The organism is Clostridium sp. CM036, from assembly GCF_055081135.1.
Genome location: NZ_CM143652.1, coordinates 2273285 through 2299671, shown reverse-complemented (window position 1 = coordinate 2299671; position 26387 = coordinate 2273285). Strand labels below are relative to the sequence as shown.

Below are 26387 nucleotides of genomic sequence, written 5' to 3'. Positions count from 1 at the left end.
TAAAAAACGCTTGCAAACATTAGTTAAATTTAATATAATTAAGTAGTAAAGTTAAATAGAGAAATAAATAGCCCCCTTTTTATTTGTTTAAAGCAGCCCAACCCCAAGGGCTGTTTTATTTTGTATAAAAAAGTCGATTTTTGTGAAGAATTCTTGATATAACATATTTCGATAAAATGCTCACATTAAATAGCATTATTTAATGTGAGCATTTTTTATTTGATAATAGGGAAGTATATAAGCACATAGTATATACTAGATGTATTTTTTGGATTATAATAAAAGCGAGTAAATATAGAAACACATGAATAATTTAACACAACATTTAGTGAGAAACTAAAGCAATACTAAATATTTTTTAAAATTTGAAAAATATATCAATATGAAAATTAGATAGGAGGAAATCTTATGGAGATAAAAGAAAATTTAATAAATTTTATGACAGAGCAGGCATATAAGCCTATGAATATAGCAGAACTTTCTAGAGTATTCGATATTAAAAAAAAGGATATGAAAGGGTTTTCTAATTTATTAGCTGAAATGGAAACAAATGGGGATGTGGTTAGAACACATGCCGAATATTATGGTATTCCAGAGAAGATGGGTCTTGTAATTGGTAAATTCCAAGGTCATCAAAGAGGCTTTGGATTCGTAATAGCAGAAGTAGAAAGACCAGATGTATTTATTCCTGCGGATAATTTAAATGGAGCAATGAATGGTGATAAAGTTCTTGCAAAAGTTTTAAAGGAAGAAAATAGCGGGAAAAAATGTGAAGGTGAAATTGTAAGAGTAATAGAAAGGTCTAATAAAACAATAATAGGAACTTATGAGGACAGTAGTAATTTTGGGTTTGTAGTAGCTGATGACAAGAGGATTGCTCAGGATATATTTGTTCCTAAATCAGAAAGAAATGGTGCAAAAACAGGGCAAATAGTAATAGCTGAAATAACTCAGTGGCCAGGACAAAAAAGAAATCCCGAGGGGAGAATTATAGAAATTCTCGGAAGCAAAGGTGACGCGGGCATCGATATATTAACTATAATTAAAAAACATAAGCTACCAGAGGAGTTCCCACAAAATGTTGAAGCATATGCCGATAATATAGCCGAAGTGATTCCACAAGAAGAATATACGCGCAGAACAGATTTAAGGGATTTACGTATGGTAACCATAGATGGCGAGGATGCTAAAGATTTAGATGATGCTGTGTCTATTGAAATTTTAGATAATGGAAACTATCGTTTAGGAGTTCATATAGCAGATGTTTCTCACTATGTAAAAGATAAAAATCCTTTGGACAAAGAGGCTTTTAAAAGAGCAACTTCAGTATACTTAATTGATAGGGTTATACCAATGCTTCCTAAAAAATTATCTAATGGGGTTTGCAGTTTAAATCCTAAAGTAGATAGACTAGCTCTTAGTTGTATTATGGAAATGGATAAAGAGGGTAAATGTGTAGATCATGAAATAATGGAAAGTGTTATAAAAACTAATGAGAGAATGACTTATACAGATGTTACTAAAATACTAAGGGATAAAGACGCCGAAACTATTAAAAAATATGATTATTTATATGAAGATTTTAAACATATGGAAGAGTTATGTGGAATTCTTAATAAGAAGAGAATGAATAGGGGCGCTATAGATTTTGATTTCGCTGAGTGTAAAATAATATTAAATGAATTAGGAAAGCCTGTAGACATTGTACCTTATGAGAGAGCTATTGCAAATAGATTAGTTGAGGAATTTATGTTAACGGCTAATGAAACTGTAGCTGAGCATATGTTCTGGCTAAATGTGCCATTTGTATATAGAATTCATGAGGATCCAGATGAGGAAAAATTAATGCGATTTAGTGAATTTGCTCATAATTTAGGATATTCTATGAAGTGGGGAAAGGATATACATCCTAGAATGCTTCAGGAAGTAATAGGAAAAGTAAAAGGCCAAAAAGAAGAGATGGTACTAAGCACTTTATTATTACGTTCTATGATGAAAGCAAAATATTCTCCAGAATGTGTTGGGCATTTTGGGTTAGCAGCCAAGTATTATTGTCATTTTACATCACCAATTAGAAGATATCCTGACTTAATGATCCATAGGATAATTAAAGAAGTTATAAATGGAGGATTAAGTCAAGCGAGAACAGATAGATTAGGTAGAGAAGTAGAGATAGCGTCAAAACAATCATCAGATATGGAAAGAGTAGCTATGGAAGCTGAGAGAGAAGTAGATGACTTAAAGAAAGCTGAGTATATGAGTGAGCGAATTGGTCAAGAATATGATGGTATTATATCCTCAGTAACTAATTTCGGATTGTTTGTTGAACTTCCTAATACTGTAGAAGGGTTAGTTCATATGACTAGCTTGGATGATGATTATTATGTCTTCGATGAAAGACATTTAACCCTTATTGGTGAGCGAACTAAGAAAATGTATAAACTAGGAGAAGAAGTAAGAATTGTAGTTAGTAAAGTTGATTTAACTTCACATGAAGTTTATTTTGATATAATTGAAGCTGATGAAGAGAAAGAAGAAGACCAAGAAGTTGAATACTCTGTTAGTGATTTAAATGAGCTTATAAAGGAAGAGTAGTCAAAAAAAGAAGACTATAATATAGAATAATTTTAAAATACACAGAAGAGGTTAATAGCTTCTTCTGTGTATTATATTTAAAAGATATATTGTAAAAATAATCCATGCATTTCTTGAAAAAGAATACATAGTATAGTATAATAATATGTATTATACATAATATATATAATGTGTTCTTATGTATATTAATAAGAATAAAGCAGGTGAAATTGTGGCAAAGAAATCGGAAAACAAAACACTAGCAGAAAACAGGAAAGCAAGACATGATTATTTTATAGAAGAAGCAATGGAAGCTGGTATAGCGCTTGTTGGTACAGAAGTAAAGTCTATTAGATCTGGAAAAGCGAACTTAAAAGATGCTTATGCAGATGTTATAAATGGTGAAGTATTTATAAAAAATATGCATGTTAGTCATTACGAAAATGGGAATCAATTTAACACTGATCCTTTAAGAGTAAGAAAATTATTGCTTCATAAAGAGCAAATAAATAAACTAGCATCATTTACGGCTCAAAAGGGTTTTACACTAGTTCCATTATCCCTATATCTTAAGGATACTAAGGTAAAAGTTAATCTTGGTATTGTTCGCGGTAAGAAAGACTATGATAAGAGAGATGCGATGCTAGAAAAAGATGCTAAGAGAGACATGGATAGGCAGATAAAAGAGAGAATGAGATAACTAGCAATAATGCACATACATTCCATGATATTAGCACTTGATAAAGGATATAATATAGTGTATCATTAGGTTTATAGTAAGTAACAAGAAATTAGATTAGCAGTTGATATCTAATTAATTTATGGGTCATAAAAATTTAATAATTTAAATTTGCGTAATTACATGCAATAATAGTTATATATTATTGTAGTACAAAAGATTTTAGTTTAATCTTTTGACATATTAGGGGGCGTACTTGGTTTCGACGGGGGTACGTTGCATCGAGGAAGCGAGCCGAGGGAACCTATGGACCCGCGTTAAAAAACTATTGGAACAATTTAAACGCAAACGATAATTTAGCACTAGCAGCTTAGTTCTGCTACGTCTTACCTTTGAATACCGCGACTTAGGATAGGGCGCCGACAGCGGTGAACCGAGCTTGGGAAAGCTTTGACCCAGGAACGGAAAATATGAAGCTACCGGAACCTAAACCCCGTCAGTAGGGGTTAGGAGACGGGAATTTTAAAGTACTGACTACGCTCGTAGATGCCTAGGTGTTATGGCTTTCGGACAGGGGTTCGACACCCCTCGCCTCCACCAGTAAAACCCACAACTAATTAATAAATTAGTTGTGGGTTTTCTTATGCCCTAATTTAGTTGGATTAGTATAATGAAGTGTGAATTCGAAAAAGAAGACAAAAACTTAAATAAATTATGTTTCCATATACAGACCATGTGGAGACGGAGGTGAAGATAGTAAAGAAATAAGCTAATATCAAAGGCTTTGAAGGTTTTAAAGTAAATATTGAAGTGTGTTTTATGTGTCCTCAGACTTAAAGTGTCCGAAAAAATTTTTTTGCGGTTTTTTATCATTGAAATAATCAAACTTATGTTAACATAACAAAAATGTAATGTTAATGAAATATACATCGATGGCTGCTGCAAATAAAATTATATATAATAAGTACATCAGATGGAGTTAGAACAATTAAATTTAAAATAAAGGGAGGGTTATAAATGAAAAATATATTAAGTGTAGAAAAAATTGAAAAGTATTATGGAAATAAAGATAATGTAACAAAGGCTATAGACAGTATCAGTTTTAAGGTAGATGAGGGTGAGTTTGTTGGGATAATGGGACCTTCAGGAAGTGGTAAAACAACATTGCTTAATTGTATATCAACTATTGATAATGTCACTACAGGGAAAATAATAATAAATAATAGTGATATTACTAGGTTGAAATCAAAAGCATTAGATAAGTTTAGACAAAATGAGTTAGGTTTTATATTTCAAGATTTTAACCTACTAGATACCCTTACTGCTTATGAAAATATAGCTTTAGCATTAACAATAAAAGGTGAGAAAAGTTCAGAAATAGATGGGAAAATAAAATCAGTAGCAAAATATTTAGACATTGAACCAGAACTAAATAAATATCCTTATCAAATGTCAGGTGGACAAAAGCAAAGAGTTGCTTCTGCAAGAGCAATAGTAACAGAGCCATCCTTAGTACTTGCTGATGAACCAACAGGGGCGCTGGATTCTAAAACAGCTAGATTATTACTTGAAAAATTAGAAAGTCTAAACAAAGATTTAAAGACCACAATACTTATGGTTACCCATGATGCTTTTACAGCAAGCTATGCTCATAGAATCCTTTTTATTAAAGATGGAAAAATCTTTAGTGAGGTAGTCAGAGGTAAGGATACTAGAAAAGAATTCTTTAATAAAATTATAGAAGTTATAACTCTACTTGGAGGTGATGATAATGTATTCCAAAATAGCTGTAGGTAATGTAAAGAAGAGTTTTAAGGACTATGCTATATATTTCTTAACACTAACTTTAGCAGTTTGTATATTTTATAGCTTCAACTCAATTGGGTCACAAAAGGCACTTATACAAATGAAATCTGTATCTAAAATAATGAAAGTTATGTCTTATGTGTCAGTATTTATATCCATAATATTAGGTAGTTTAATATTATATGCAAATAATTTCTTGATAAAAAAACGTAAAAAAGAATTAGGAATATACATGACTTTAGGTATGGGGAAAAGAAAAATATCTATAATATTAGTAATGGAGACTTTTCTAGTTGGAGTTATATCTTTAATTAGTGGACTTATACTAGGAATTGGAGCATCACAAGGATTATCCACCTTTGCATTAAAGTTATTTGATGTACCGATTAATGAATATAAGTTTGCAGTTTCAACAGGTGCAATAGGTAAAACTGTATTATACTTTGGAATCATGTTTTTACTTGTTATGATATTTAATGTATTTGTTATATCTAAATACAAGATAATCGATTTATTAACAGCAGGTAAAAAAAATCAAGATGTTAAATTCAAAAATTCTACTATATATTTAATAGCATTTATTTTATGCGTAGGATCACTTGGGTTTGCATATAAATCAATACTAAAAGTAGGTTTAAATGTACTAGACCCTATGTTCTTAATATCAATAGCTTTGGGAATATTAGGTACAGTGTTATTTTTCTTTAGTTTATCTGGACTTATATTATATGTAGTAAAGAAAAATAAAAAGGTTTATTTTAAAGGGTTAAATATATTTGTAGTAAAACAGATAAATAGTAAAGTTAATACAAACTTCATATCAATGTCTTTAATTTGCTTAATGTTATTCTTCACAATAGTAAGTTTATCTATGGGAATAGGCTTTAAAACAGTTATGGATGCAGGAATTAAAAAGTCAATGCCCTTTGATGCCAGCATATCAGTAACAAATAAGGATGGAGTCTACAACATAGAAGATGTTTTAAATAAAATTAATTTGAAAATAAGTAAAAATGAAAAATCCGTAGCTCATAATGAATATGTTACAGGTATGAAAGCTAGTGAGTTTTTAACAACAGGAGATTTTAAAGAAGACTATGTAAAATTTGTTAAACTATCTGATTATAATAAAATTTTAAAATTTAAGAATGAAAAAGAAGTAAATTTAACTAAGGATGAAGTTTTAATTTTATCAAATACTGATAAGTTTATGAAACCAATAAATAAAAAAATAATAAATAGTAATAATAGAATTAACATTAAAGGGAAAGAATATCTAATAAAAAACCCTAAAGCTATAGAAGAAAATCTTCAAACTGCTTATTTTACAACTAGTTTTTTTATAATAATTATAAATGATGAGTTTTTATCAGGTTACAAAAGTACTTGCTCAGTACTTAATGTAAATTATTTAGATAAAAATAGAGAAAAATATAATAAAAAATATCAAAAACGCGAGGACAATGGTAAAGGTAGTTCTATACTCGGTATCTCAAAGGATGGGGTTTATTCAGAAAATATGGTAACAACAAATGTATTAATATTTACCGTAATATATTTAGGCATTGTATTTTTAATAACTAGCATGGCAGTACTCGCTCTTCAACAATTATCAGAAGCTAGTGACAGTATAGAAAGATATAAAGCTTTAAGGAGACTTGGTGCAAACGAAAAAATGATAGATAAAACAATTTTTGTTCAAACATTGATATATTTTAGTCTTCCAGTTAGTCTTGCGTTAATTCATTCAGTGGTTGGAATTAAGGTAACTAGCGATTTATTAAATAGCTTACAAGAAACAAAGATTAACTCTTCAGCATTAGTAACAGCTTTAATATTTATTGTAATTTATGCAGGATACTTCTATACAACATATGTAGGATATAAAAATATTGTTAGGAATAATCTATAAAGGGATTTTACAAAAAAATGTTAATATTCAGCAACGAAGCTGATTAATAAGGAGCGTGATTATTATTAAAGTTTAATTATTAAAGTTTAAAAATAAAGTAAGTAATAAATTAAAGAGGTATTTGCTGAAAAGTAAGTACCTCTTTAAGGAGCTCTCAAAATGGCCACAAGCTAACGGGTGAAAGTCCCGATTAAGAGTGGATAGAGCTGAATATGTACTTTAATATTTAAGATATATAGGAAGTCTTATATTTTATAAAATTTGGAATATGTTATGATATTAGGGTACAGAATAAAATAAGCAGGAGGTAAGAGTACATATGGAAAAAATTATTATTATTGAAGATGATGAAGTTATAAGAGAAGAATTACAAAATTTTTTAAAAAGATATGGATACGAAGTAAAAGCTCCTATGAATTTTAATAATATAATACAATATGTTGAAAATGAGAATGCAGAACTTATATTGTTAGATATTAATCTTCCAGTGTTTGATGGTTATTATATATGTAGAGAAATACGAAAAACCTCAGGGGTTCCAATTATAATAGTTACAAGTAGAGATAGTGACTTAGATGAATTAATGAGTATGAATTTAGGAGCAGATGATTTTATAACAAAGCCTTATAATATAGAAATATTATTAGCAAGGATAACTAATATTTTAAGAAGAACAGGTGGAAGTTCAAAAACTAATAATATATTAAGCTATAAAGATTTTAATTTAAATCTTTTAAATGCAACGGTTATTTATAAGGATAAATGCTTGGAATTAACGAAAAATGAGGTTAAGATATTCTCTTACTTAATAAACAATAAGGGAGATATAGTAAAACGAGATTCGCTTATGGAATATCTATGGAAATCAGATTATTTTGTAGATGATAGTACCTTAACTGTTAATATTAATAGATTAAGAAAAAAACTTGAAGAGATAGGCATAGAAAATCCAATAGAAACAAGAAGAGGGTTAGGGTATATAATACCATGAGTATAGGTGAATTTATTAAAGAGAAAATGCTAGTAATAATATCTAACATGCTGCTATTTATTATATTAGCAACTATAATGATTATTATTAATGTTAATTTCGTTATAATTTTATATGTTTTTTGTATTTGGTTTTTGCCATTAATTTCTTATATGGCTTTAGAGTTTATAAAATTTAAAAATTATTATGATGAAATTAATAACATATTAGAAAATTTAGATAAGAAATATCTACTTCCAGTGGTAATAAAAGAAGCGAAATTTATACAAGCGAAAAAATTAAATTCTATACTTAAAGAGATAAGCCGCGATATGCACGAAAATGTAAAATATTACAAGGGTATACAGGCGGAATATAGAGAATACATAGAGACATGGGTACATGAAATTAAAACACCAATAGCTTCTACAAAGCTAATAATTGAAAATAATCAAGATGAAGTAACTAATAAAATAGACTTCCAGATAAATAGAATTGAGGGTTTTATAGAACAGGTGCTTTATTATTCTCGAAGCGATGATGTTAGTAAAGACTATATTATAAAACAAATTAATCTTGATAATGTAGTAAGGAATGTAGTTAAAGGAAATTATAGAGATTTTATTCATAAGAAAATAAAATTAGATATAAAAGATATAAATGAAATTGTATATAGTGATAAGAAATGGACTGAATTTATTATTAATCAGATAATAGGAAACTCTATAAAGTACTCAAGTAGTAAAGAGCCCATAATAAGTATATATTCAATTAAGAAAGCTAATTCAGTAATGTTAACCATAGAGGATAATGGGGTAGGTATAATAGATAAAGATATAAATAGAGTGTTTGAAAAAGGATTTACTGGTGAAAACGGAAGAAAATTTAGTAAAAGTACAGGAATGGGATTGTATTTATGTGAAAAACTATGTTCAAAACTGGGCTTAAAAATTACTATTGATTCTGAGGAGAATAAACGAACTAAAGTTACATTAATATTTCCTTTGTCTAGTATGGCAAATTCTACATATGACTAAGGATAAATTATTAAAATCTATAAGAGTTCATGTTTCTAAAATAGGGGGCTAATCCCGTTATTTTTGTATCTTTTTATCAAAACACACTCAAGGGGAGTATGCGTTTACATAAAATGGATTTATTAAAGCTGATGTTGAGTTAAGAATAGAATTATAAATAATTTTTTAATTTATGAATAACCTAGATTTAAAGTATTAAATATTAGCTTCAAATATATATTATAGTCATGATGACTCTTACCTTAAAAATATGGTAAGAGTATTTTTATTCTAAGGGAGGTAGCAACGATGTTAGAAGTTGGTTATTTGAATGAAAAGGAAGGCTTAAAGTTGTGCCACAGGAGGTCCAAGAAACAATTCAAGGCATATTGAATATTCTAGACATAAAATACGGATTGGATAGATAGAAATACATAGATAATGGTCATAGTGGTAGAGGGAGAAGAGGACTTATAAAACTAAACATATAAAAAAATAAGGTCCATTAATTTTTAGAATTCATTCAATAACAAGCTCGGTCAAACTTATATAGCAAAGAGTTCAGATATTTAGGAAGAATGGCGATAAAATGAAAGATAAAAGAAGAGAGAATTGTCATTTATGTGGTTGTTTTTTTCTGTTCACTGCAAAACCTCAAATAACTATAAATAGGATAGCAACTCTTTAATACGTATTAGTTTTAGTTTTTCCTATTATATATTTTCTATTATATTTATTTTTATTTACCTCTAAATTATATAAGTCTATGTCAAAAAATATATCTAAATTATTTAAGGCATTTTACCAAAAGGAAGATTATAAAAATCATTTTGGGTTAGGTCTTTATATAGCACACAAAATTATCAATAATTATAATGGTGGATTTTAAAGGGCGTGCTTCGCCTCTATCATACATATTCACAACCGCCTGTAGGTGGCTTAAATAGCTGCCTACAGGCGGTTATATTTTTTGATGGGTGAGGGTAGCTCCATCAATTATATATTTGTGAAAAATTACATGTGACACTTTGGAAAAACTTGACTGAAATGCATATGACATTTAGTATAGTAAATACATGGATAAATAATGGCAAAGGGTGATGAATATGTATAAAATATTAATTGTAGAAGATGACCCAACTATATCAAGTATATTAAAGAATCAATTGTGCAAATGGGGTTACGAGGCAGAAATTATTTCTGATTTTAATAATGTTATAGATGAATTTATAAAATATGATCCGCAGCTGGTGATTTTGGATATTACATTGCCTTTTTATAATGGATTTCACTGGTGCATGGAAATTAGGAAAATATCAAGGATTCCAATAATTTTTGCGTCTTCCGCCAGTGATAATATGAATTTGATTATGGCTATTAATATGGGCGCTGATGATTTTATTGCTAAGCCTTTTGATCTAAATGTAATAGTTGCAAAGATACAGGCCTTACTCAGGAGGACTTATTCTTTTCAAGGACAAGTAAACATTTTAGAAAGTGATGGAGCTGTTCTTAATTTAGGAGAGCTGACTCTTACCTATAAGAATGATAAGCTGGATTTAAGTAAAAATGAGTTCAAGATATTACAGATTCTTTTAGAAAACAAAAACAAGGTTGTTTCCCGTGATGATATTATGAGGAAGCTGTGGGAAAGTGATAGTTTTATTGATGATAATACTTTAACGGTTAATGTCACTAGATTTCGAAAAAGGCTGGAGGATATAGGGCTTAAGGATTTTATTAAGACAAAAAAAGGCATAGGATATATAGTGGGTGATTAAGATGAAAAAAAATTATCTTTGGACTATCGCAATTTCCTATTGCAAGGATAAAATAAAAACAATTATTAAATTTTTTATTTTTATAATGATATTTTTCATGGTATATTTTTTATATCATCTTCCATTAGAGCCTATTTTATATGCAACCTTACTATCAGCTACATTAGCTTTTTTATTTAACCTTTATGATTTTAGTGTATATTATGATAAGCATATGATTCTTCAAGATATTCTCAGTGGGATACAATTTAAACTGGATAAGCTACCAAAGGCTAAGACATTAATAGAAGAAGACTACCAGAGTATTATTACAACTATATATAAGGGGAAATCAGAAGTATTATATAACACTGACAATAAATTAAGTGAGATGGTTGATTATTATACAATGTGGGCACATCAAATAAAGACCCCTATTGCTGCTTTTTCTATGATTATTCAGTCTATGCAGTCAGGTATAGAAAAAAAACTTATGGAGCAGGAGCTATTTAAAATTGAACAATATGTAGAGATGGTGTTGCATTATATAAGGCTAGAGAATTTGTCCTCTGACTTAAAATTAGAGATATATTCATTACATGACATTATTCGTCAAACCGTGAAGAAATATGCGGCTACTTTCATATATAAGAAGATTTCACTAAACTTTAAGGAGTTTGATTGCAAGGTAATAACTGATGAAAAATGGATTACCTTTGTGCTAGAACAAATTTTATCTAATGCATTAAAGTATACAAAAAGCGGCAGCATTTCGATTTATATAGAGGGGGATTTAGAGAAAACCTTAATAATTGAGGATACTGGCATAGGTATAGCAACTGAAGATATTCCAAGAGTTTTTGAAAGAGGTTTTACAGGGTATAATGGCAGAATGGACAAAAAATCAACAGGAATAGGATTATATTTATGTAAGGAAATTATTACAAAACTGTCTCATAAAATATTTATGACCTCAGAAATAGGAAAAGGAACAAAGGTAGCTATTGATTTTTATACAGATAAAATAAATATAGACTAGCCTTACACAGAGGGGTAAAGAGTAACCTTACATAAATGTAAGGTTAAATAAGGAAGTGTAAGCTTAAGTTAAGGCAGAGCATTCCTTTTTTTTATATAATTAATTTGTAGTTAGGAAATAACATAAATCAATTTCCGAAAGTAAAAATTGGAGGGGTCAACATGGTATTAGTAGAAGTTAAAAATTTAAAGAAGATATATTCAACAAGATTTGGGGGTAATAAGGTTCAAGCTTTAGATGATGTTTCATTTTCAGTAGAAGCTGGTGAATATATAGCTATTATGGGAGAATCAGGATCAGGTAAAACTACATTGCTTAATATATTGGCATCACTTGATAAACCTACAAGTGGAGAAGTTTTATTAGAAGGAAAAAATATTGTTAACATAAAGGAAAGTGAAATATCTGCCTTCCGTAGAAATCATTTAGGTTATGTGTTTCAAGATTTTAATTTACTTGATACATTCTCTATAAAGGATAATATATTCCTTCCACTAGTGTTATCAGGAAAAGACTATAAAGAAATGGATAGCAGACTACAACCAATTGTAAATAAGCTAGGAATCAAAGATATATTAGAAAAATATCCCTATGAAATATCAGGAGGACAAAAGCAAAGGGCAGCAATAACCAGAGCTATTATTACAAATCCAAAATTAGTTCTTGCAGATGAGCCAACGGGTTCATTAGATTCAAAGTCCGCAGGTGAGATTCTGAAATTATTCTCAGCTATAAATAAATCTGGTCAAACTATTCTTATGGTTACACATAGTACAATAGCTGCAAGCCATGCTAGTCGTGTACTTTTTATAAAGGACGGAAAGCTCTTTAATCAAATTTATCGTGGAGATATGAGTAATGATGAAATGTATCAAAAGATTTCAAATACACTAACTCTGTTAACTACAGGAGGCAGTGAAAATGAATAGTTCCTTTTATTTAAAATTTGCTAAGACTAATTTAAAGAAAAATAGCAAAACTTATTTGCCATACATATTAGCTTGTATAAGTGCAATTATCATGTTCTACACCATGGATTGTATAGTATTAAACGAAGGATTAGATAAGATGAAACGGCCAGAAACATTAAAAATGATTCTGAAATTTGCAGTTAAGGTCATTGCTATATTTTCTACAGTATTTCTATTTTATACTAATAGTTTCTTAATAAAGAGAAGAAAGAAGGAAATAGGGCTTTATAATGTGCTTGGAATGGAAAAAAAGCATATTGCCAAGGTTCTTTCTATTGAAACCGTAATAGTAGCTGCTATTAGCTTAGTTTTAGGTATTTTAGGTGGAATTATAGTTGGAAAATTAATGTTTTTAATATTAATAAATTTAATGAAACTGGATATTACTATTTCATCTTCATTTTCAATATCAGTGCCAGCAATAATACAAACTATAGGATTGTTTAGTATGGTTTTTGCAGCTATTTTAATAGTAAATCTTCTACAAGTTAAGCTTACCAATCCTATTGAATTACTAAAAGGTGGTCAAAAGGGCGAAAAAGAGCCAAAGACATCTTGGGTATTAGCTATTTCTGGGATTATTGAATTAGCTGTTGGGTATGGTCTTGCCATTAATTTAGAATCACCATTAGAAGCATTTTATATATTTTTTATAGCAGTAATTTTAGTCATTGCTGGAACCTATAGTACTTTTATAGCTGGAAGCATAGCATTTTTGAAGATATTAAAGAAAAATAAGAAATTTTTCTACAAAACAAAGAATTTTGTTTCAGTATCTGGAATGATTTATCGTTTGAAGCAAAATGCTGTAGGTCTGGCTAATATTTGCATTTTAAGTACAGCGGTATTACTAACAATATCAACAACTGTTGCTTTATATGCGGGTCAAGAAAGCAGCTTAAAAATTGCTTATCCATTAGATGTAGCAATATCTATAGGAAATACATCAGCAAAAGAAAAGGACAAAGTAGCAAATATGATAAAAGAAGAAGCCAATAAGAGTCATGTAACACTAAAAAACCAAATAGAATTTTACGATAAAGAATTAATGACAGTACAAAATGAAAATTCATTCAAAATTGCTAAATCAGATGTATCGGCTATGAGTGATATAAAAAGTATACATCTTAATACTTTAGAGGATTATAACAAAATGGAAGGCAAAGCTGCATCTTTAAAAGATAATGAGGTACTCATCTTTTCAGTTGGGAAGGAATTTAATTATGATTCTATTGTTATAAGTGGTAAAAAGTTTAAAGTGAAAGAGCATCTTAATAAAATAAAGATAGCGAATAAAAATAAAAATAACATGATAGATGAATATAGAATTATAGTTAAGGATATGAATACATTAAAGGATACCTCTGAAGAAAAAAATGTTACAGGATGTGTATTTACTAATGATCGTATTAAATTTGATGTCGATGGTAATAAAGAGGATACTATAAAATTTTGTGATTCATTAAAAAGCCATATAACTGCTATGAAAGATAGTGATTTTGCAAGTATTTATACAGCTAGAGAAGATTTTTATATAGATAATGGTGGGTTCATATTTATTGGATGTTTTTTAGGACTATTATTTACAATGGGAATAGTTTTAATAATTTACTATAAGCAAATGTCTGAAGGGTATGATGATAGGGAAAGATTTAAAATCATGCAAAAGGTAGGTATGAGCAAGAAAGAGGTTAAAAATACTATAAACAAGCAAATACTTATGGTGTTTTTCCTTCCACTAGCAGTAGCAGCACTCCACATTGCCGTTGCTTTCAACGTTGTATCCAAACTATTATCTTTGTTTGGTCTATTTAGTACTAGTGCATTAATATTTGCAATAGCTGGCACAGTTGTAATCTTTGCAGTGTTATACGCTGTAGTTTATGGATTGACAGCTAAGACTTACTATAATATTGTTCAGCAAGAAAATTAGGAAAATTAAAAAACCACACCCCTATAGAATATAGGAATGTGGCTTAGAAATAACTCGTTTTTTAGAGTAATGTCTAATTAAGTGGGCTCAATTAAAACAATTTACACCCTCTTTATTAGTCATTTATTATACGGATGTTTACATTTCTTCGGCCCCAATTAAGTGCTTCAGCTTCTGTATTAAAAAATACATCGATGATATTACCTTTAATAGCGGAACCAGTATCTGATGCAATAGCATATCCGTAGCCTTCTATATAAACCTTAGAGCCCGTTGGTATAACTGTAGGGTCCACAGCTATAGTGCTGTATCCATTTGGATTTCTGCTTGTCCTAGAACCTGATGCTGTAAAACCATCCGTTGAATATGCGGTCGATTCTATAATGAAGTAGTTATTTGATTTTGATGCATCACTAGGGATAGCATCAGATTTAGAGGGTGCACTTTTAGCAGAATCTAAGTGTCTAGATATAGTAATGGAATTTGTTGCTGCTTGCTTTTTTATTATTTTTGCAGCGGCTAATTCTTTTATTCTCGCATCAGCTAATTCTTTTGCATTTTTGTCAGCGATTAATTTAGTTTCTTTTTTAGTTACGTTGCTAATAAGCACCTTGTGTTCTTTTATGTCTTTACTTAATTTTGTTAGAATAATTTCATTATTTGTTTTTAGCACTGATAATTTATCATTTTCATTATTTAAAGTGGCTTTATGTTTTATTATAGAATTTCTTTGTTTTTTTATTTCATCAATGAGTTTTCTGTCATGCTTTATTATCCTTTCAAGTGTATCTACCCTTGATATAACATCACTAAAACTAGTTGAATCTAGAATTACCTTAAGATAACCATCTGAACCATTTATATACATAGCTCTTGCTCTTTTTTCAAACAAGGCTTCTTGATCGATAGCGTTTTTTTCTACAATTTCTAATTTAGTTTGCGTTTTTCTTATATCTTGAGCGATGTCATTCATTTTAGCTTTGTTAATGTCAATTTTATTTAATACTTTATCAATTTCAATGTCAAAATTATTTGCTTTTATCTGTAAAGCTTTTTTGCTGCTTTGAACTTGTTCTAATTCAGATGTTTCATTAGTACTTGGCGCAGCAAAAGTATTGACATTGATAGTTATTGTTAGCATCATAACAACAGATATTATTTTTTTTTTCATACATGAACCTCCTTAAAATAGCTATAAATATTAATAATATTTTTTATTATATTATAATGTTGTAAAGAATTATGTTGCAAAGTGAATATGGTTAAAAAAAGGCTAATTAATACCTCTTTTAAATTTTAGGCTATGTTAGACAATAATATATATAAAATTGACACCATTCTATATGGTTATCAATATAGAAAATTACACAACCACAATTAGGACAAACTATTCCTACAATTTATTATACAATTATTTCTAATCTTTATGCAAACTTTTTACTTATATCATTCACTTCTTCCAATGGACAGTGATATAGTTGTCGGGGGCTTTTATATTTCAAGAGATAACTATCTTTTGTTTTTGGGAGGAAAGATGGTATAATAACAATAGCTCAAGAACAAAATTGTATAATAGACAAAGGAATAAATTAGGATGGGTTAGGGCGTTGAAATGAATAATACATATAAATTATTGATAATTGAAGATGATAAAAACATGTGTGAAGTGTTAAATAATATTCTAAGTAAATGGGGATTTGAAGTAACCGTATGTGAAGATTTTGAAAAAATAATAGAGTGCTTTAAAGAATGTGAACCTAAGGTGGTTCTTATGGATATTAACCTTCCAATTTGTGATGGCTTTTATTGGTGTAAAAATATAAGAGAAATATCTAAAACACCAATCATATTTGTATCTTCAAGGGATAGTAATATGGATATAGTAATGGCAATTAATAGTGGTGGAGATGATTATATTCAAAAACCTTTTGATTCAAATGTGTTAATTGCAAAACTACAAGCTATTATAAGAAGGACATATGAGTATAAAAATGAAGAAACAAGAGTATTAAAATGTGATGATTTATTATTAAATTTAGACAACACAACTCTTTTATATAATGGAAATTCCTTAGAACTTACAAAAAATGAAATAATCATTTTGCATTCTCTCATAGAGAATAAGGGAAAAGGAGTTTCTAGAAGTAAACTAATGAAAAAGCTTTGGGATGATGATATATATGTTAATGAGAATACTTTAACTGTTAATATTAATAGATTAAGAAACCGCATAGAGCAAATTGGAATAAAAGATTTAATAATAACACAAAAAGGCATTGGATATATAATATTATGATATTAAGTCAACTGTTTGGATGAAAATTCTAGATGGTTGACTTTTTCTTAAGATACAAGAAAGATATAGTTATTTATATGAAGGATAAAAAGGGGGAAATGATAGATGAAGATAATTGATTATATGAAGATTAATAAAATATGGTTAATAAGCAATACAATAATTTTTATAATAATTAATTGTATATTATATAGCAGTAGTACTATAAATAAGAGTTTTCAAGATATTATGTACATGGATATACTTATTTTATTAACAGTATTTATAGCTTTTACTTATGGATTTATAAAAGAAAAAAATAAATACAGTAATATTTTAAAGTGTAATGAGGAATTAGATAATAAAATAAATGATTTTCATTTAAATGTATTTTCAAATATATTAAAAAAACAAAGTCTAGAACATCTAAAAAAGGAAGAAAGTTTAAAAAACAATATAAATGATTTTGAGGATTATATTACAAGATGGGTTCATGATATTAAAATTAATATTGCTGTTGCTTACCTATTATTAGAAGACTTGGAAGAGGATGAGTCGCAAAAGGTAATATTTGAAATAAAACAAATGGAGTTTAGTGTAAATCAAGTGCTATATGTTACAAGGGCAAATAATTATAATTTAGATGTAAAAAGTGAGCAAGTAGCAGTAGGAGATGAAATTAGAAAGGCAATAAAAGAGAATGCAGGATTTTTCATAAACAAAAACATTGAAATAATATTAGAGGTTGAAGGGTTTAATATAATAAGTGATAGAAAATGGATTCACTATATCCTTTCTCAAATTATTAATAATAGTAGTAAGTATACTAATGAAAATGGACAATTACATATTTTCAGTAAAGAGGATAGCAAGGCTTATTATTTACATATTAAAGATAATGGGATTGGTATTCCTAGAGAAGATATAAAAAGAATATTTAATAAAGGATTCACTGGGAAAAATGGAAGGTCAAGAACTAAATCAACTGGTATTGGTTTATATTATACAAAAAAAATGTGTAATAATTTAAATATAGATTTGAAGGTAGAAAGTGAAGAGGCAGAGTACACTGAATTTATTCTAAGTTTTTACAAGTTAGCAGATTACTACAATGTTACACCAATGTCACATTAGAACCTAATTTGTAACCTTGATAGGTGGAGGAGTAATCAGATATAAATTATACTATAGATACGAGGTGATAATATGAATAAAATTGTAGCGGTATCGAAGTTAATTAAAGAATATGGAAGGTTAACTAATAAACATAAAGTATTAAAGGAAGTAGATTTAGAAATTAATGAAGGTGAATTTATTAGTATAATGGGACCTTCAGGTTCAGGAAAAACTACCTTTTTAAATGTCATGTCAACGATAGACAAAGCAACTTCAGGAGAGGTTTTAATTGATGGTAAAGATGTGAACAGGCTAAAAGAAAATGAATTAGCTAGGTTTAGGAGAGATGTAATAGGTTTTGTTTTTCAAGATTTTAATTTGTTAGATAATATGACAATAAGAGATAATATTGCATTGCCATTAACACTAAACAATGAAAAGGTAGAGACAATATTAGAAAAGATTAATAAACTAACAAAGCTCTTAGGCATAGAAAAGCATCTGGATAAATATCCTTATCAATTATCAGGGGGCCAAAAGCAAAGAGCAGCAATTTGTAGAGCATTAATTACATCTCCAAAGGTGATTTTTGCAGATGAACCAACGGGTGCAATAGATTCTAAATCAGCTATAGAAGTTCTTGAATGCTTTGTAAATATAAATAAAAGTTGTAATACTACGATTATAATGGTAACTCATGATGCTAGGGCTTCAAGCTATTCAGATAGAGTGATGTTTTTGAAGGACGGAAGTATAAGTGGTGAATTAGATAGCAATGGAGATAAAAGTGACATGTTTAAAAAGATTCTTAATATGATAGCTATGATGGGAGGAGTTAGTGATGAACTCATTTAAACTATCATTGATGCTTTTTAAGGATAACATAAAGGTATATAAACTTTATTTGCTTATTACAATTGTATCGGTTGCAACTTTCTATAACTTTTTAGCAATAGGAGACAATGAGGCATTTATTGCAATTAGTGAAAGGTTTCAGGCAGCAAGTGTAGCAAGTCTTTCATGTGGATTTATTTTAGTATGTACAGTAGTATATTTTATATTTAATGCAGATAAATTTTTCTTATTAAATAGGCAAAAGGAGACTGCCTTGTATATGTTAATGGGAATTACCCAATCAAAAATTGGACAAGTATTTGCAATAGAAAGTTTATTACTTGGAGCTACATCTATATGTAGTGGACTTATATTTGGAGTAACCTTATCTAAACTATTTTTTATGCTACTCGCAAAATCCATATTTTTAAATGTAGAAATACCTTTCAAAATTTCATTAAATGCTGTCTTTATAGTAATGTTAGTATTCTCATGTATTTTTGCAATATTAGGTTATAAAAAATTTAGAGTAGTAAAGAAAAGTAAACTCATAGATATGATTAATGCTACAAAGAAAAAAGAAGAACTACCAAAGTTAAGATATTTTAAGGGTATCTTAGGGGTTCTATTAATTTTAGCTGGTTACTTAGTTGGCATTATGATTAAAAGATGGGAGCTAGATTTGCTGTTTTCATCTATGACAGCGCTATTATGTGTTTCAATAGGTACATACTTTTTCTTTGGAAGTTTCATGTCCATAGTCTTTAATAAGATGATAAAAAATAAAAACATGGTATATAAGAATGTTATGTTAGTAAGTATTTCTAATATGTACTTTAGACTAAAGGGGAATTATCGTAATCTAGCTATGACAGCAATGTTATGTGCAGCAGCTATAACAGCCTTTGGAGTAAGCTTATCCTTTGAGAAAGTTGCACAAAAAGAAGCTATTAAGCAATCTCCATATAGTTTTAGCTATGAAAGTAATGATGAAAAATTAAAAGAAAAAGTAGTGGGAATAATTAATGAATCTAATCATGAGTTAATTGGAATTAATGAAAATAAATTTATTTTAGGAAAGATTGATTATATAAACTATCATAGAAAAGTAGATTATAAAAATGAAGCAATAATAATAAGCTATTCAACATTAAAAAAGAACTTAGAGTTTCTAAATTATAAAGTAACAGATAGCATTAAGCCTAAGGGATGCGAGGCCGTTTTTATAATAAGTGCAACAACATTAGCATCTCCATTGAATGTTCTGAAAGAAGAAATAAAAATAAAAAATAGAGAGTATGTAATTAAAAAACAAGAGGATGCACCCTTTACTGGGATTATAGACAAATTAGGGACAAAAAATATATATATTTTAGAAGATGATGAATATGAAAAGGTTAAGGAAGGCTTTAATGAAACATCTTTAAATTGCGTTCAAATAAGTAAAGAGAAAGAGGCAGATGAATTAATATCCAATATAAGGGAAGTTATGCCAAAGGAGAAGGTATATCCACATATTAACGAATACACATGGGATTATTATGCAATAGAAATATTTCATTTTTTAGGGCTAATAATGTCTATAATATTTATACTTTCAACCTTTAGTACAATTTATTTTAAAATATTAAAGGATGCCTTCATGGATAAAGAGCAGTACAAAACACTGAAGAAAATAGGCATGAGTAAAGCGGAAGTAAAGAAATCTGTGCATGTACAAGTTGGAATTTCATTTATTTTACCTGGTAGTGTAGGAATACTGCATAGTATTATTGCAATTAAGATGTTAGAACAAATAATGAATTTTTCGTTTAATACTCAGTTAATAATTGCGCTATGCTTATATTCAATAACAATGATTTTATTCTATTTTTTCATAAGTAATGATTATGTGAAGATGGTCTATGAAGAAGGCGTAGTTGTGAAACAGTGAATAAAACTAAAATGTCAAAGGAGTTGCCAATACTTAAATTTATTGCAATTAGATCTATGAAAGATATACCTAATGAAAAATATACAAATATAATGAATAAAAATTTAGATGAATTTAAGGAGTATAATAAATTTAGTTATTCTGATCTAGAAGGAAGACATTATATTTTCTATACGAAATCAAAAGAAATTGGGAAAGAAACTCGAGAGTTTTTAGGCAAATATGATAATTAATATTATTAAAAAGAAAGGCGGAGTAGTGGATTTCAAAGGGAGCAATAGAACTATAAATTATTAAATTTAATTCTCCAACCAATATTAGAAGTGATGAAGGAGTATATGTTGAAGAAATTTCCAAGTATTAAAGGGACCTATAGTTCATACAATTCAATGGAAAAAAATCCATTTACCAAATTAGTATAGTTTAGGTTATAATATATCTAAGTCACAACAGTTAAATAATGTGGAATATGGAGGTCTTGTCAAATGAATAAGAAATTAGTCTTAGGTGTAATGTTAACAGTAAGTTTGTTTGTAACACCTATAAAAAATGTATATGCTGATTCATATAAGAGTGTTACTATAGGGGATGATTTGACGAATCAACAGAAAGAAAACATGCTAAAGTATTTTGATGTAGATAGGAATAGTGCGAGTGTTGTTGAAGTTACAGCTAGTGAAGAGAAGAAATATCTGGGAGATACAGTATCTAGAGCTCAATTAGGTAATAAGGCGATATCATGTTCTTATATTGAGCCAACAACTACTGGTGGTTTAGTAGTCAATACAAATAATGTAACTTGGGTAAATGCTAGTATGATAAAGAATGCCCTAATTACAGCAGGAATTGAGAATGCTAATGTTAAAGTTTCTGCACCATTCACTGTATCCGGTACGGCAGCTATGACTGGCATATTAAAGGGATTTGAAAATAGTAAAGACGGTAAGAAATTAGATGAAAGTACAAAGAAAACAGCTAATGAAGAGGTCGCAGTTACAGGCAAACTAGGTGAAAAAATTGGACAAGATAAAGCAGCGGGATTAATCAATGAAGTAAAGAGTGAAGTTATAAAAGATAAACCTAAGAATGAGGCAGGTATAACAAAAATAGTAAATAATGTAACGAATAATTACAATTACAATCTGTCTAAAGATGATGTAAGTGGTATTGTTGGATTAATGAAAAATGTAAATAAATTAAACTTGGATTACAGCAAAGTAAAAGGACAGCTTGAGGGTGTAGCTAGTACAATGAAAAATACATTAGAGAGTGATAAGGCTAAAAGTTGGTTCTCAAGTGTATGTGATTCTATTGGAAATTTCTTTAAGGGAGTATCAGATAGTTTAAAATCATAAATGAGATGGGTATGGGAGGTATAAGTTTAATATTAAAAAGGTAGACTTGAAAAGTGGTAACAGGGGTTCACTGGTTATTAGAGATGTCTTCTGTATTTAAGGAAGGCACCTTTATATAGTGGATTACACCCATCAGGCTTCGCCTCCACCAGTAAAATCCTGAACAGAGATGTTCGGGATTTTTTTATGCCTTAATTTAAAACATAAACATAGTAGTCTGTAATACTCCATTAATTAACAAAAGTGTGCACTGAAATAGTGTACGGTTTTATATTTTTATATATAAACTTTAGTTTTTCGTAAGAAAATAGTTAAAATTAAAAATTTATTTTAATATAAAATCTAACTATAGAATAATTAAGGAGTTGGAATTTATGAAGATGAAAGCAAAAAAAATTATGATAATATTATTAAGTACTATGTTGATAAGCTCAGGGTTACATAGTAATAGTTTTGGAAAGGAAATAGAGAAGAAACATTTAGAGGTGAATAACAGTCAAAATTTACAGCGATTCACAGATGATTTTTTGAAGAAGAATATGGAGAAGCATTCAATTGCAGGAGCAGCTATAGCTGTTGTAAAGGATGGAAAAGAAGTATTTAAAAAAGGGTATGGGTACAGTGATATAGATAAGAAAATATCAGTAGATCCTGATAAGACTACTTTTCCAGCAGCATCAGTGAGTAAATTATTCACTGCAACAGCTATTATGCAACTGTATGAAGAAGGCAAAATAGATTTGAAAAAAAATATTAATGAGTATATAAATCATTACAAGGTTATTAATAATTATAAGGAACCAGTGACTTGTGGTAATTTATTAACTCATTCTAGTGGAGTTGACGAAGCTAGTGAACTTAATGGCACTACTTTAGATGAAAAATCCATACAATCACAGGAATATGGATACCCATATTCCTAAGGTGGTAAGGGAGCCTAACACTGTTAGTAGATATTGTAACGAGGGGTATAACCTTCTAGGATATATTGTAGAAAAGGTATCTGGTATTACTTATGAAGAATATGTAAAGAAAAATATATTAGAGCCATTAAAAATGAATAGTAGCTTAGTTAGATTAAAAAATAATAATACAGCTAAGGGTTATGGGTACGGAGGAATAGGCGGAGACTATAATGAAAGTCCTTTAGCTTATCAATATACTTCCGGATCTTCAGGGATAAATGCAACAGTTAAAGATATGGAAAATTTTATGATAGCTCACTTAAATAATGGAGAGTTTCAAGGAAAGAAAATTTTAAATGAAAAAACATCAACAATAATGAAGGATAAGCAATTTTCAAATGACAGCAGCTTACCTGGAATGGGCTATGGATTTATAAGAAGCAATAGAAATGGACAAGAAATATTAAAACATGAAGGTGCATTACCATCAGGTAGTACTACTACATTATTTTTAATGCCAAAGGAAGGTTTAGGGATGTATATTGCAACCAATTCAGTAAATTCACTTCCATTTAACTTTGAAGAAGAGTTTTTAAATAAATTTTATCCTACCACCAATAATATGTTTAATGAAATAAAGAAAAATTCAATTAAAAATTTTAGTAAATATGAAGGAACATATAGAAACTATGATGGGATATCAAAAAGTAACATTATGAAGATTGGTTTTTTATTTGACCCTTCTATGGATATGAGAATTATAGATAATAAAGACGGTACATTAACTCTTAAGGAGTATACTCTTGCTAAAAAGAAAATCACTACAATTCTTGTTGAAAAGGAAGATGGAGTATTTGCAAGGGAAGATGGACGAGGAGATTTTGCATTTAGGATAAATGACAATGGTAAAGTAACTTATGCATTTAATGATGTAAGCCATAATTCATTTGAAAAGATAAGTTTTTTTGATGAAGTAAATTTTAATATAGCTATATTTGCTATAGCTATGATTATGTTCGTTATTAATATAATTGGAACAATAGTTTTGTTTATAAAAAGGAGGTTTAAACAAACAGGGTGCAAAAGTTGTAGGGGCATAAAATTAATTAGAACAGCAAACTTAGTTATTAGTGCGTTTAATGTAGTTGGAATGCTTGGTGCAACTATAATGGCAATGACTATGATTAGTACTAATGATTTTACCTTTGCATGGTTACTTTATACTTTTTTAGGATTTCTAATAGTATCAACGGTTTTAAGTATTTGTGGATTAATTATTTTAATATATAATTGGGTTAAAAAGAGAGGAAGAAAAGCAGAAAAAAATTATTTTACAATCATAACTATAGTTAATTTTATTTTCATATGGTTCATATATTACTTTGATTTTTTAGGATTTAAAATATAACCTGAAACATCAATTATTTTGAAATGTGGTATAATTTTATTAAAAACAGGTATTTGATGGGAGAAATAAGCGCTATGTTTAATGTACTGATTGTAGATGATGAAGTAGAAATAATTGAACTTATGGAAGTATACCTACTAAATGATGGGTATAAGGTGTTTAAAGCTATAAATGGGGTAGATGCACTTGATATAATTAATGAAGAAAAGATTCATCTTGTGATTTTGGACATAATGATGCCAGGAATAGATGGGTTGCAGGTTTGTATGAAGATTAGAAAAGAGTATAATATTCCAATTATAATGGTTAGTGCAAAGGGTCAAGACATTGACAAAATACAAGGATTATCTACAGGGGCAGATGATTATATGGTAAAGCCATTTAACCCAATGGAACTTATTGCTAGAGTGAAAGCTCAAATAAGAAGATATGTATATCTTAATGAAAATCACAAACCGTTTGACGATGAAGATATTATTGAAATAAAAGGGATTACTATAAACAAAAGAAATCATAAAGTAAATTTATTTGGTACAGAGTTAAAATTAACTCCAAAAGAATATGAGATATTGTTACTATTGGCAAGTAACGGTGGGAAAGTATTTAATGCTGAGGATATCTTTAAAGAAATTTGGAAAGAAAAATATTTTGAAGGAAATAATACTGTTATGGTTCATATATGGAGATTAAGAGAAAAGATAGAGGATAATCCCAAGGAACCTAAAATAGTAGAAACAGTGTGGGGAGTTGGATATAAAATTGAAGAATAACAGTATTAAATATAATATACTCCTAAATTTTTTTACAGCTACGATAATGTCTATAATATCAACATTAGTAGGAGTTTTTTTAGTAATTATGTGGCTACATATTTTTTGCCAAAGTCTCTATATGAAATTTATTAATGATTATAATACAAATAGTTCAGTTATGCTGGGGATTAGTATAGGAGTGTTTGTGTTTTTTATAGTGCTGATGTGCTTAATATTTATCAAAAAAATGAATAAAATCACTGATTATATAGAAGAAATATCACAAAATTTAAAGATAGTAGCTAATGGAAATATAGATATAAATATACCTATCAGAACAAAGGATGAGATGGGAACATTAGCTTCAGATGTTAATAAAATGGCATATAGCATAAAAGAACTACTGAAAAAAGAAAGACAGTGGGAAAAGCAGAAGAATAACTTGATTACAAATTTATCTCATGATTTAAGGACTCCGCTTACTTCTGTTATTGGGTTTTTACAGTTGATTGAAAAGAAAAATTATAAAAATGATAATGAGTTGCATCATTATTGCGAAGTTTCATTAAGTAAAGCAAAGGAATTAAAGAGTTCAGTGGAACAACTTTTTGAGTTTACAAAGATATGTAATGGAGATGTAAATTTAAATAAATCTAATATATATTTACACCAATTAATAGAACAAGTTACCATTGGTTTTATACCGGCTTTTGAAAATAGTGGTATGGAATATAGAATATCTTCAAAAGATGCAGGTTTAATAATAGATGGAGATGCTATTTTATTAGTTAGAGCCTTTGAAAATATAATATCTAATGCAATTAAGTATGGTAGTAAGGGGAAATATTTAGATATAAATATAGGGAAAGAAAATAATATGGCTGTAGTTAGCTTTGTAAATTATGGAGATATAATAGAAGAAGAGAATTTGAAGAATTTATTCCAAAGGTTATACAGGGTAGAAAAATCTTGTAATAAAAAAGATGGAACTGGACTTGGGCTTTCAATTGTAAAGACAATAGTAGAATTACATAATGGTAATATAGAGGTTGCAAGCTCTAAGGAAAAAACAGAATTTAAAACAAAATTACCACTTGATCAATAGGAACAGAAAATAGTAACTAATTCCTTTTTTAACCTAGTTCTTGT

At 28.8% G+C, this 26387-nt stretch carries 21 protein-coding genes and 1 other RNA gene; 21 read left to right on the top strand and 1 reads right to left on the bottom strand.

The genetic code is table 11. From position 1 onward, the window contains the following. The first annotated feature begins 408 nt into the window (after positions 1-408). From rnr to ACWJKE_RS10795, 11 genes are all read left to right on the top strand, one after another. Positions 409-2595: a ribonuclease R gene (rnr, locus tag ACWJKE_RS10845; RefSeq protein WP_462958816.1), complete on the top strand. Its 2187-nt coding sequence runs from the start codon at positions 409-411 to the stop codon at positions 2593-2595. Positions 2596-2773: 178 nt separating this feature from the next. Next, the gene (smpB, locus tag ACWJKE_RS10840; RefSeq protein ID WP_216302283.1) at positions 2774-3274 is read left to right on the top strand and encodes an SsrA-binding protein SmpB; all 501 of its coding nucleotides are present in this window, start codon (positions 2774-2776) and stop codon (positions 3272-3274) included. 225 nt (positions 3275-3499) lie between these two features. Then, positions 3500-3853, top strand: a transfer-messenger RNA (tmRNA) gene (gene ssrA, locus ACWJKE_RS10835). Positions 3854-4270: 417 nt separating this feature from the next. Beyond that, positions 4271-5050, top strand: coding sequence for an ABC transporter ATP-binding protein (locus ACWJKE_RS10830; RefSeq protein WP_462958815.1), 780 nt, complete (start codon positions 4271-4273; stop codon positions 5048-5050). Then, a complete protein-coding gene (locus tag ACWJKE_RS10825) occupies positions 5025-6971 on the top strand; it encodes an FtsX-like permease family protein (protein WP_462958814.1) in 1947 nt (648 codons plus the stop codon). Before ACWJKE_RS10830 ends, ACWJKE_RS10825 begins: the two co-directional genes overlap by 26 nt. 319 nt (positions 6972-7290) lie before the next feature. Continuing rightward, complete coding sequence (locus ACWJKE_RS10820) at positions 7291-7962, top strand: response regulator transcription factor (protein WP_216302280.1); 672 nt, start codon at positions 7291-7293, stop codon at positions 7960-7962. Continuing rightward, positions 7959-8978, top strand: coding sequence for a sensor histidine kinase (locus tag ACWJKE_RS10815; RefSeq protein ID WP_216302279.1), 1020 nt, complete (start codon positions 7959-7961; stop codon positions 8976-8978). The genes ACWJKE_RS10820 and ACWJKE_RS10815 overlap by 4 nt, the downstream gene beginning before the upstream one ends. A gap of 1085 nt (positions 8979-10063) precedes the next feature. Then, complete coding sequence (locus tag ACWJKE_RS10810) at positions 10064-10738, top strand: response regulator transcription factor (RefSeq protein WP_462958813.1); 675 nt, start codon at positions 10064-10066, stop codon at positions 10736-10738. A 1-nt stretch (position 10739) separates the two neighbouring features. Beyond that, positions 10740-11756 (top strand): sensor histidine kinase, encoded by a 1017-nt coding sequence (locus ACWJKE_RS10805; protein ID WP_462958812.1) that lies wholly within the window; start codon positions 10740-10742, stop codon positions 11754-11756. A gap of 161 nt (positions 11757-11917) precedes the next feature. Beyond that, on the top strand, positions 11918-12685 hold the full coding sequence (locus tag ACWJKE_RS10800; RefSeq protein WP_462958811.1) for an ABC transporter ATP-binding protein: 768 nt from the start codon (positions 11918-11920) through the stop codon (positions 12683-12685). Further along, a complete protein-coding gene (locus tag ACWJKE_RS10795; protein ID WP_462958810.1) occupies positions 12678-14660 on the top strand; it encodes an FtsX-like permease family protein in 1983 nt (660 codons plus the stop codon). Before ACWJKE_RS10800 ends, ACWJKE_RS10795 begins: the two co-directional genes overlap by 8 nt. Before the next feature lie 115 nt (positions 14661-14775). Here the strand turns inward: ACWJKE_RS10795 and ACWJKE_RS10790 are convergent, their stop codons facing one another. Continuing rightward, entirely contained in the window at positions 14776-15831 is a 1056-nt protein-coding gene (locus ACWJKE_RS10790; protein WP_220287491.1) for a 3D domain-containing protein, read from the bottom strand. Between the two features lie 441 nt (positions 15832-16272). Here ACWJKE_RS10790 and ACWJKE_RS10785 point away from each other — a divergent pair, with 441 nt between their 5' ends. The 10 genes from ACWJKE_RS10785 to ACWJKE_RS10740 all read left to right on the top strand — a co-directional run bounded on the left by ACWJKE_RS10785 (position 16273) and on the right by ACWJKE_RS10740 (position 26343). Further along, positions 16273-16956 (top strand): response regulator transcription factor, encoded by a 684-nt coding sequence (locus ACWJKE_RS10785; protein ID WP_220287489.1) that lies wholly within the window; start codon positions 16273-16275, stop codon positions 16954-16956. Positions 16957-17061: 105 nt separating this feature from the next. Beyond that, complete coding sequence (locus tag ACWJKE_RS10780) at positions 17062-18069, top strand: ATP-binding protein (RefSeq protein ID WP_462952627.1); 1008 nt, start codon at positions 17062-17064, stop codon at positions 18067-18069. A gap of 72 nt (positions 18070-18141) precedes the next feature. After that, positions 18142-18906 (top strand): ABC transporter ATP-binding protein, encoded by a 765-nt coding sequence (locus ACWJKE_RS10775; RefSeq protein ID WP_462958809.1) that lies wholly within the window; start codon positions 18142-18144, stop codon positions 18904-18906. Beyond that, a complete protein-coding gene (locus ACWJKE_RS10770) occupies positions 18893-20818 on the top strand; it encodes an FtsX-like permease family protein (RefSeq protein WP_462958808.1) in 1926 nt (641 codons plus the stop codon). The genes ACWJKE_RS10775 and ACWJKE_RS10770 overlap by 14 nt, the downstream gene beginning before the upstream one ends. Then, positions 20815-21051 carry a hypothetical protein gene (locus ACWJKE_RS10765; protein ID WP_462958807.1) on the top strand — a complete coding sequence of 79 codons (237 nt, stop codon included), beginning with the start codon at positions 20815-20817 and terminating at the stop codon, positions 21049-21051. Before ACWJKE_RS10770 ends, ACWJKE_RS10765 begins: the two co-directional genes overlap by 4 nt. A 252-nt stretch (positions 21052-21303) precedes the next feature. Then, positions 21304-22173 carry a DUF1002 domain-containing protein gene (locus tag ACWJKE_RS10760; protein ID WP_216302271.1) on the top strand — a complete coding sequence of 290 codons (870 nt, stop codon included), beginning with the start codon at positions 21304-21306 and terminating at the stop codon, positions 22171-22173. A gap of 374 nt (positions 22174-22547) precedes the next feature. Next, complete coding sequence (locus ACWJKE_RS10755) at positions 22548-23096, top strand: serine hydrolase domain-containing protein (RefSeq protein ID WP_462958806.1); 549 nt, start codon at positions 22548-22550, stop codon at positions 23094-23096. Next, positions 23077-24486: a serine hydrolase domain-containing protein gene (locus ACWJKE_RS10750; RefSeq protein ID WP_462958805.1), complete on the top strand. Its 1410-nt coding sequence runs from the start codon at positions 23077-23079 to the stop codon at positions 24484-24486. The genes ACWJKE_RS10755 and ACWJKE_RS10750 overlap by 20 nt, the downstream gene beginning before the upstream one ends. A gap of 74 nt (positions 24487-24560) precedes the next feature. Then, positions 24561-25256, top strand: a complete 696-nt coding sequence (locus ACWJKE_RS10745; RefSeq protein WP_462958804.1) for a response regulator transcription factor — start codon at positions 24561-24563, stop codon at positions 25254-25256. After that, positions 25246-26343 carry a sensor histidine kinase gene (locus ACWJKE_RS10740; protein ID WP_462958803.1) on the top strand — a complete coding sequence of 366 codons (1098 nt, stop codon included), beginning with the start codon at positions 25246-25248 and terminating at the stop codon, positions 26341-26343. Before ACWJKE_RS10745 ends, ACWJKE_RS10740 begins: the two co-directional genes overlap by 11 nt. Positions 26344-26387: the final 44 nt, after the last annotated feature.

Bases quoted from the DNA above. Each gene is read 5' to 3' on its own strand.
- ACWJKE_RS10810 (WP_462958813.1), top strand. From the start codon at position 10,064: ATGTATAAAATATTAATTGTAGAAGATGACCCAACTATATCAAGTATA.
- ACWJKE_RS10770 (WP_462958808.1), top strand. From the start codon at position 18,893: ATGAACTCATTTAAACTATCATTGATGCTTTTTAAGGATAACATAAAG.
- ACWJKE_RS10805 (WP_462958812.1), top strand. From the start codon at position 10,740: ATGAAAAAAAATTATCTTTGGACTATCGCAATTTCCTATTGCAAGGAT.
- ACWJKE_RS10830 (WP_462958815.1), top strand. From the start codon at position 4,271: ATGAAAAATATATTAAGTGTAGAAAAAATTGAAAAGTATTATGGAAAT.
- ACWJKE_RS10795 (WP_462958810.1), top strand. From the start codon at position 12,678: ATGAATAGTTCCTTTTATTTAAAATTTGCTAAGACTAATTTAAAGAAA.
- ACWJKE_RS10790 (WP_220287491.1), bottom strand. From the start codon at position 15,831: ATGAAAAAAAAAATAATATCTGTTGTTATGATGCTAACAATAACTATC.
- ACWJKE_RS10745 (WP_462958804.1), top strand. From the start codon at position 24,561: ATGTTTAATGTACTGATTGTAGATGATGAAGTAGAAATAATTGAACTT.
- ACWJKE_RS10780 (WP_462952627.1), top strand. From the start codon at position 17,062: ATGAAGATAATTGATTATATGAAGATTAATAAAATATGGTTAATAAGC.
- ACWJKE_RS10760 (WP_216302271.1), top strand. From the start codon at position 21,304: ATGAATAAGAAATTAGTCTTAGGTGTAATGTTAACAGTAAGTTTGTTT.
- ACWJKE_RS10800 (WP_462958811.1), top strand. From the start codon at position 11,918: ATGGTATTAGTAGAAGTTAAAAATTTAAAGAAGATATATTCAACAAGA.
- ACWJKE_RS10755 (WP_462958806.1), top strand. From the start codon at position 22,548: ATGAAGATGAAAGCAAAAAAAATTATGATAATATTATTAAGTACTATG.
- rnr (WP_462958816.1), top strand. From the start codon at position 409: ATGGAGATAAAAGAAAATTTAATAAATTTTATGACAGAGCAGGCATAT.
- ACWJKE_RS10750 (WP_462958805.1), top strand. From the start codon at position 23,077: ATGGATACCCATATTCCTAAGGTGGTAAGGGAGCCTAACACTGTTAGT.
- ACWJKE_RS10785 (WP_220287489.1), top strand. From the start codon at position 16,273: ATGAATAATACATATAAATTATTGATAATTGAAGATGATAAAAACATG.
- ACWJKE_RS10775 (WP_462958809.1), top strand. From the start codon at position 18,142: ATGAATAAAATTGTAGCGGTATCGAAGTTAATTAAAGAATATGGAAGG.
- ACWJKE_RS10825 (WP_462958814.1), top strand. From the start codon at position 5,025: ATGTATTCCAAAATAGCTGTAGGTAATGTAAAGAAGAGTTTTAAGGAC.
- smpB (WP_216302283.1), top strand. From the start codon at position 2,774: ATGTATATTAATAAGAATAAAGCAGGTGAAATTGTGGCAAAGAAATCG.
- ACWJKE_RS10820 (WP_216302280.1), top strand. From the start codon at position 7,291: ATGGAAAAAATTATTATTATTGAAGATGATGAAGTTATAAGAGAAGAA.
- ACWJKE_RS10815 (WP_216302279.1), top strand. From the start codon at position 7,959: ATGAGTATAGGTGAATTTATTAAAGAGAAAATGCTAGTAATAATATCT.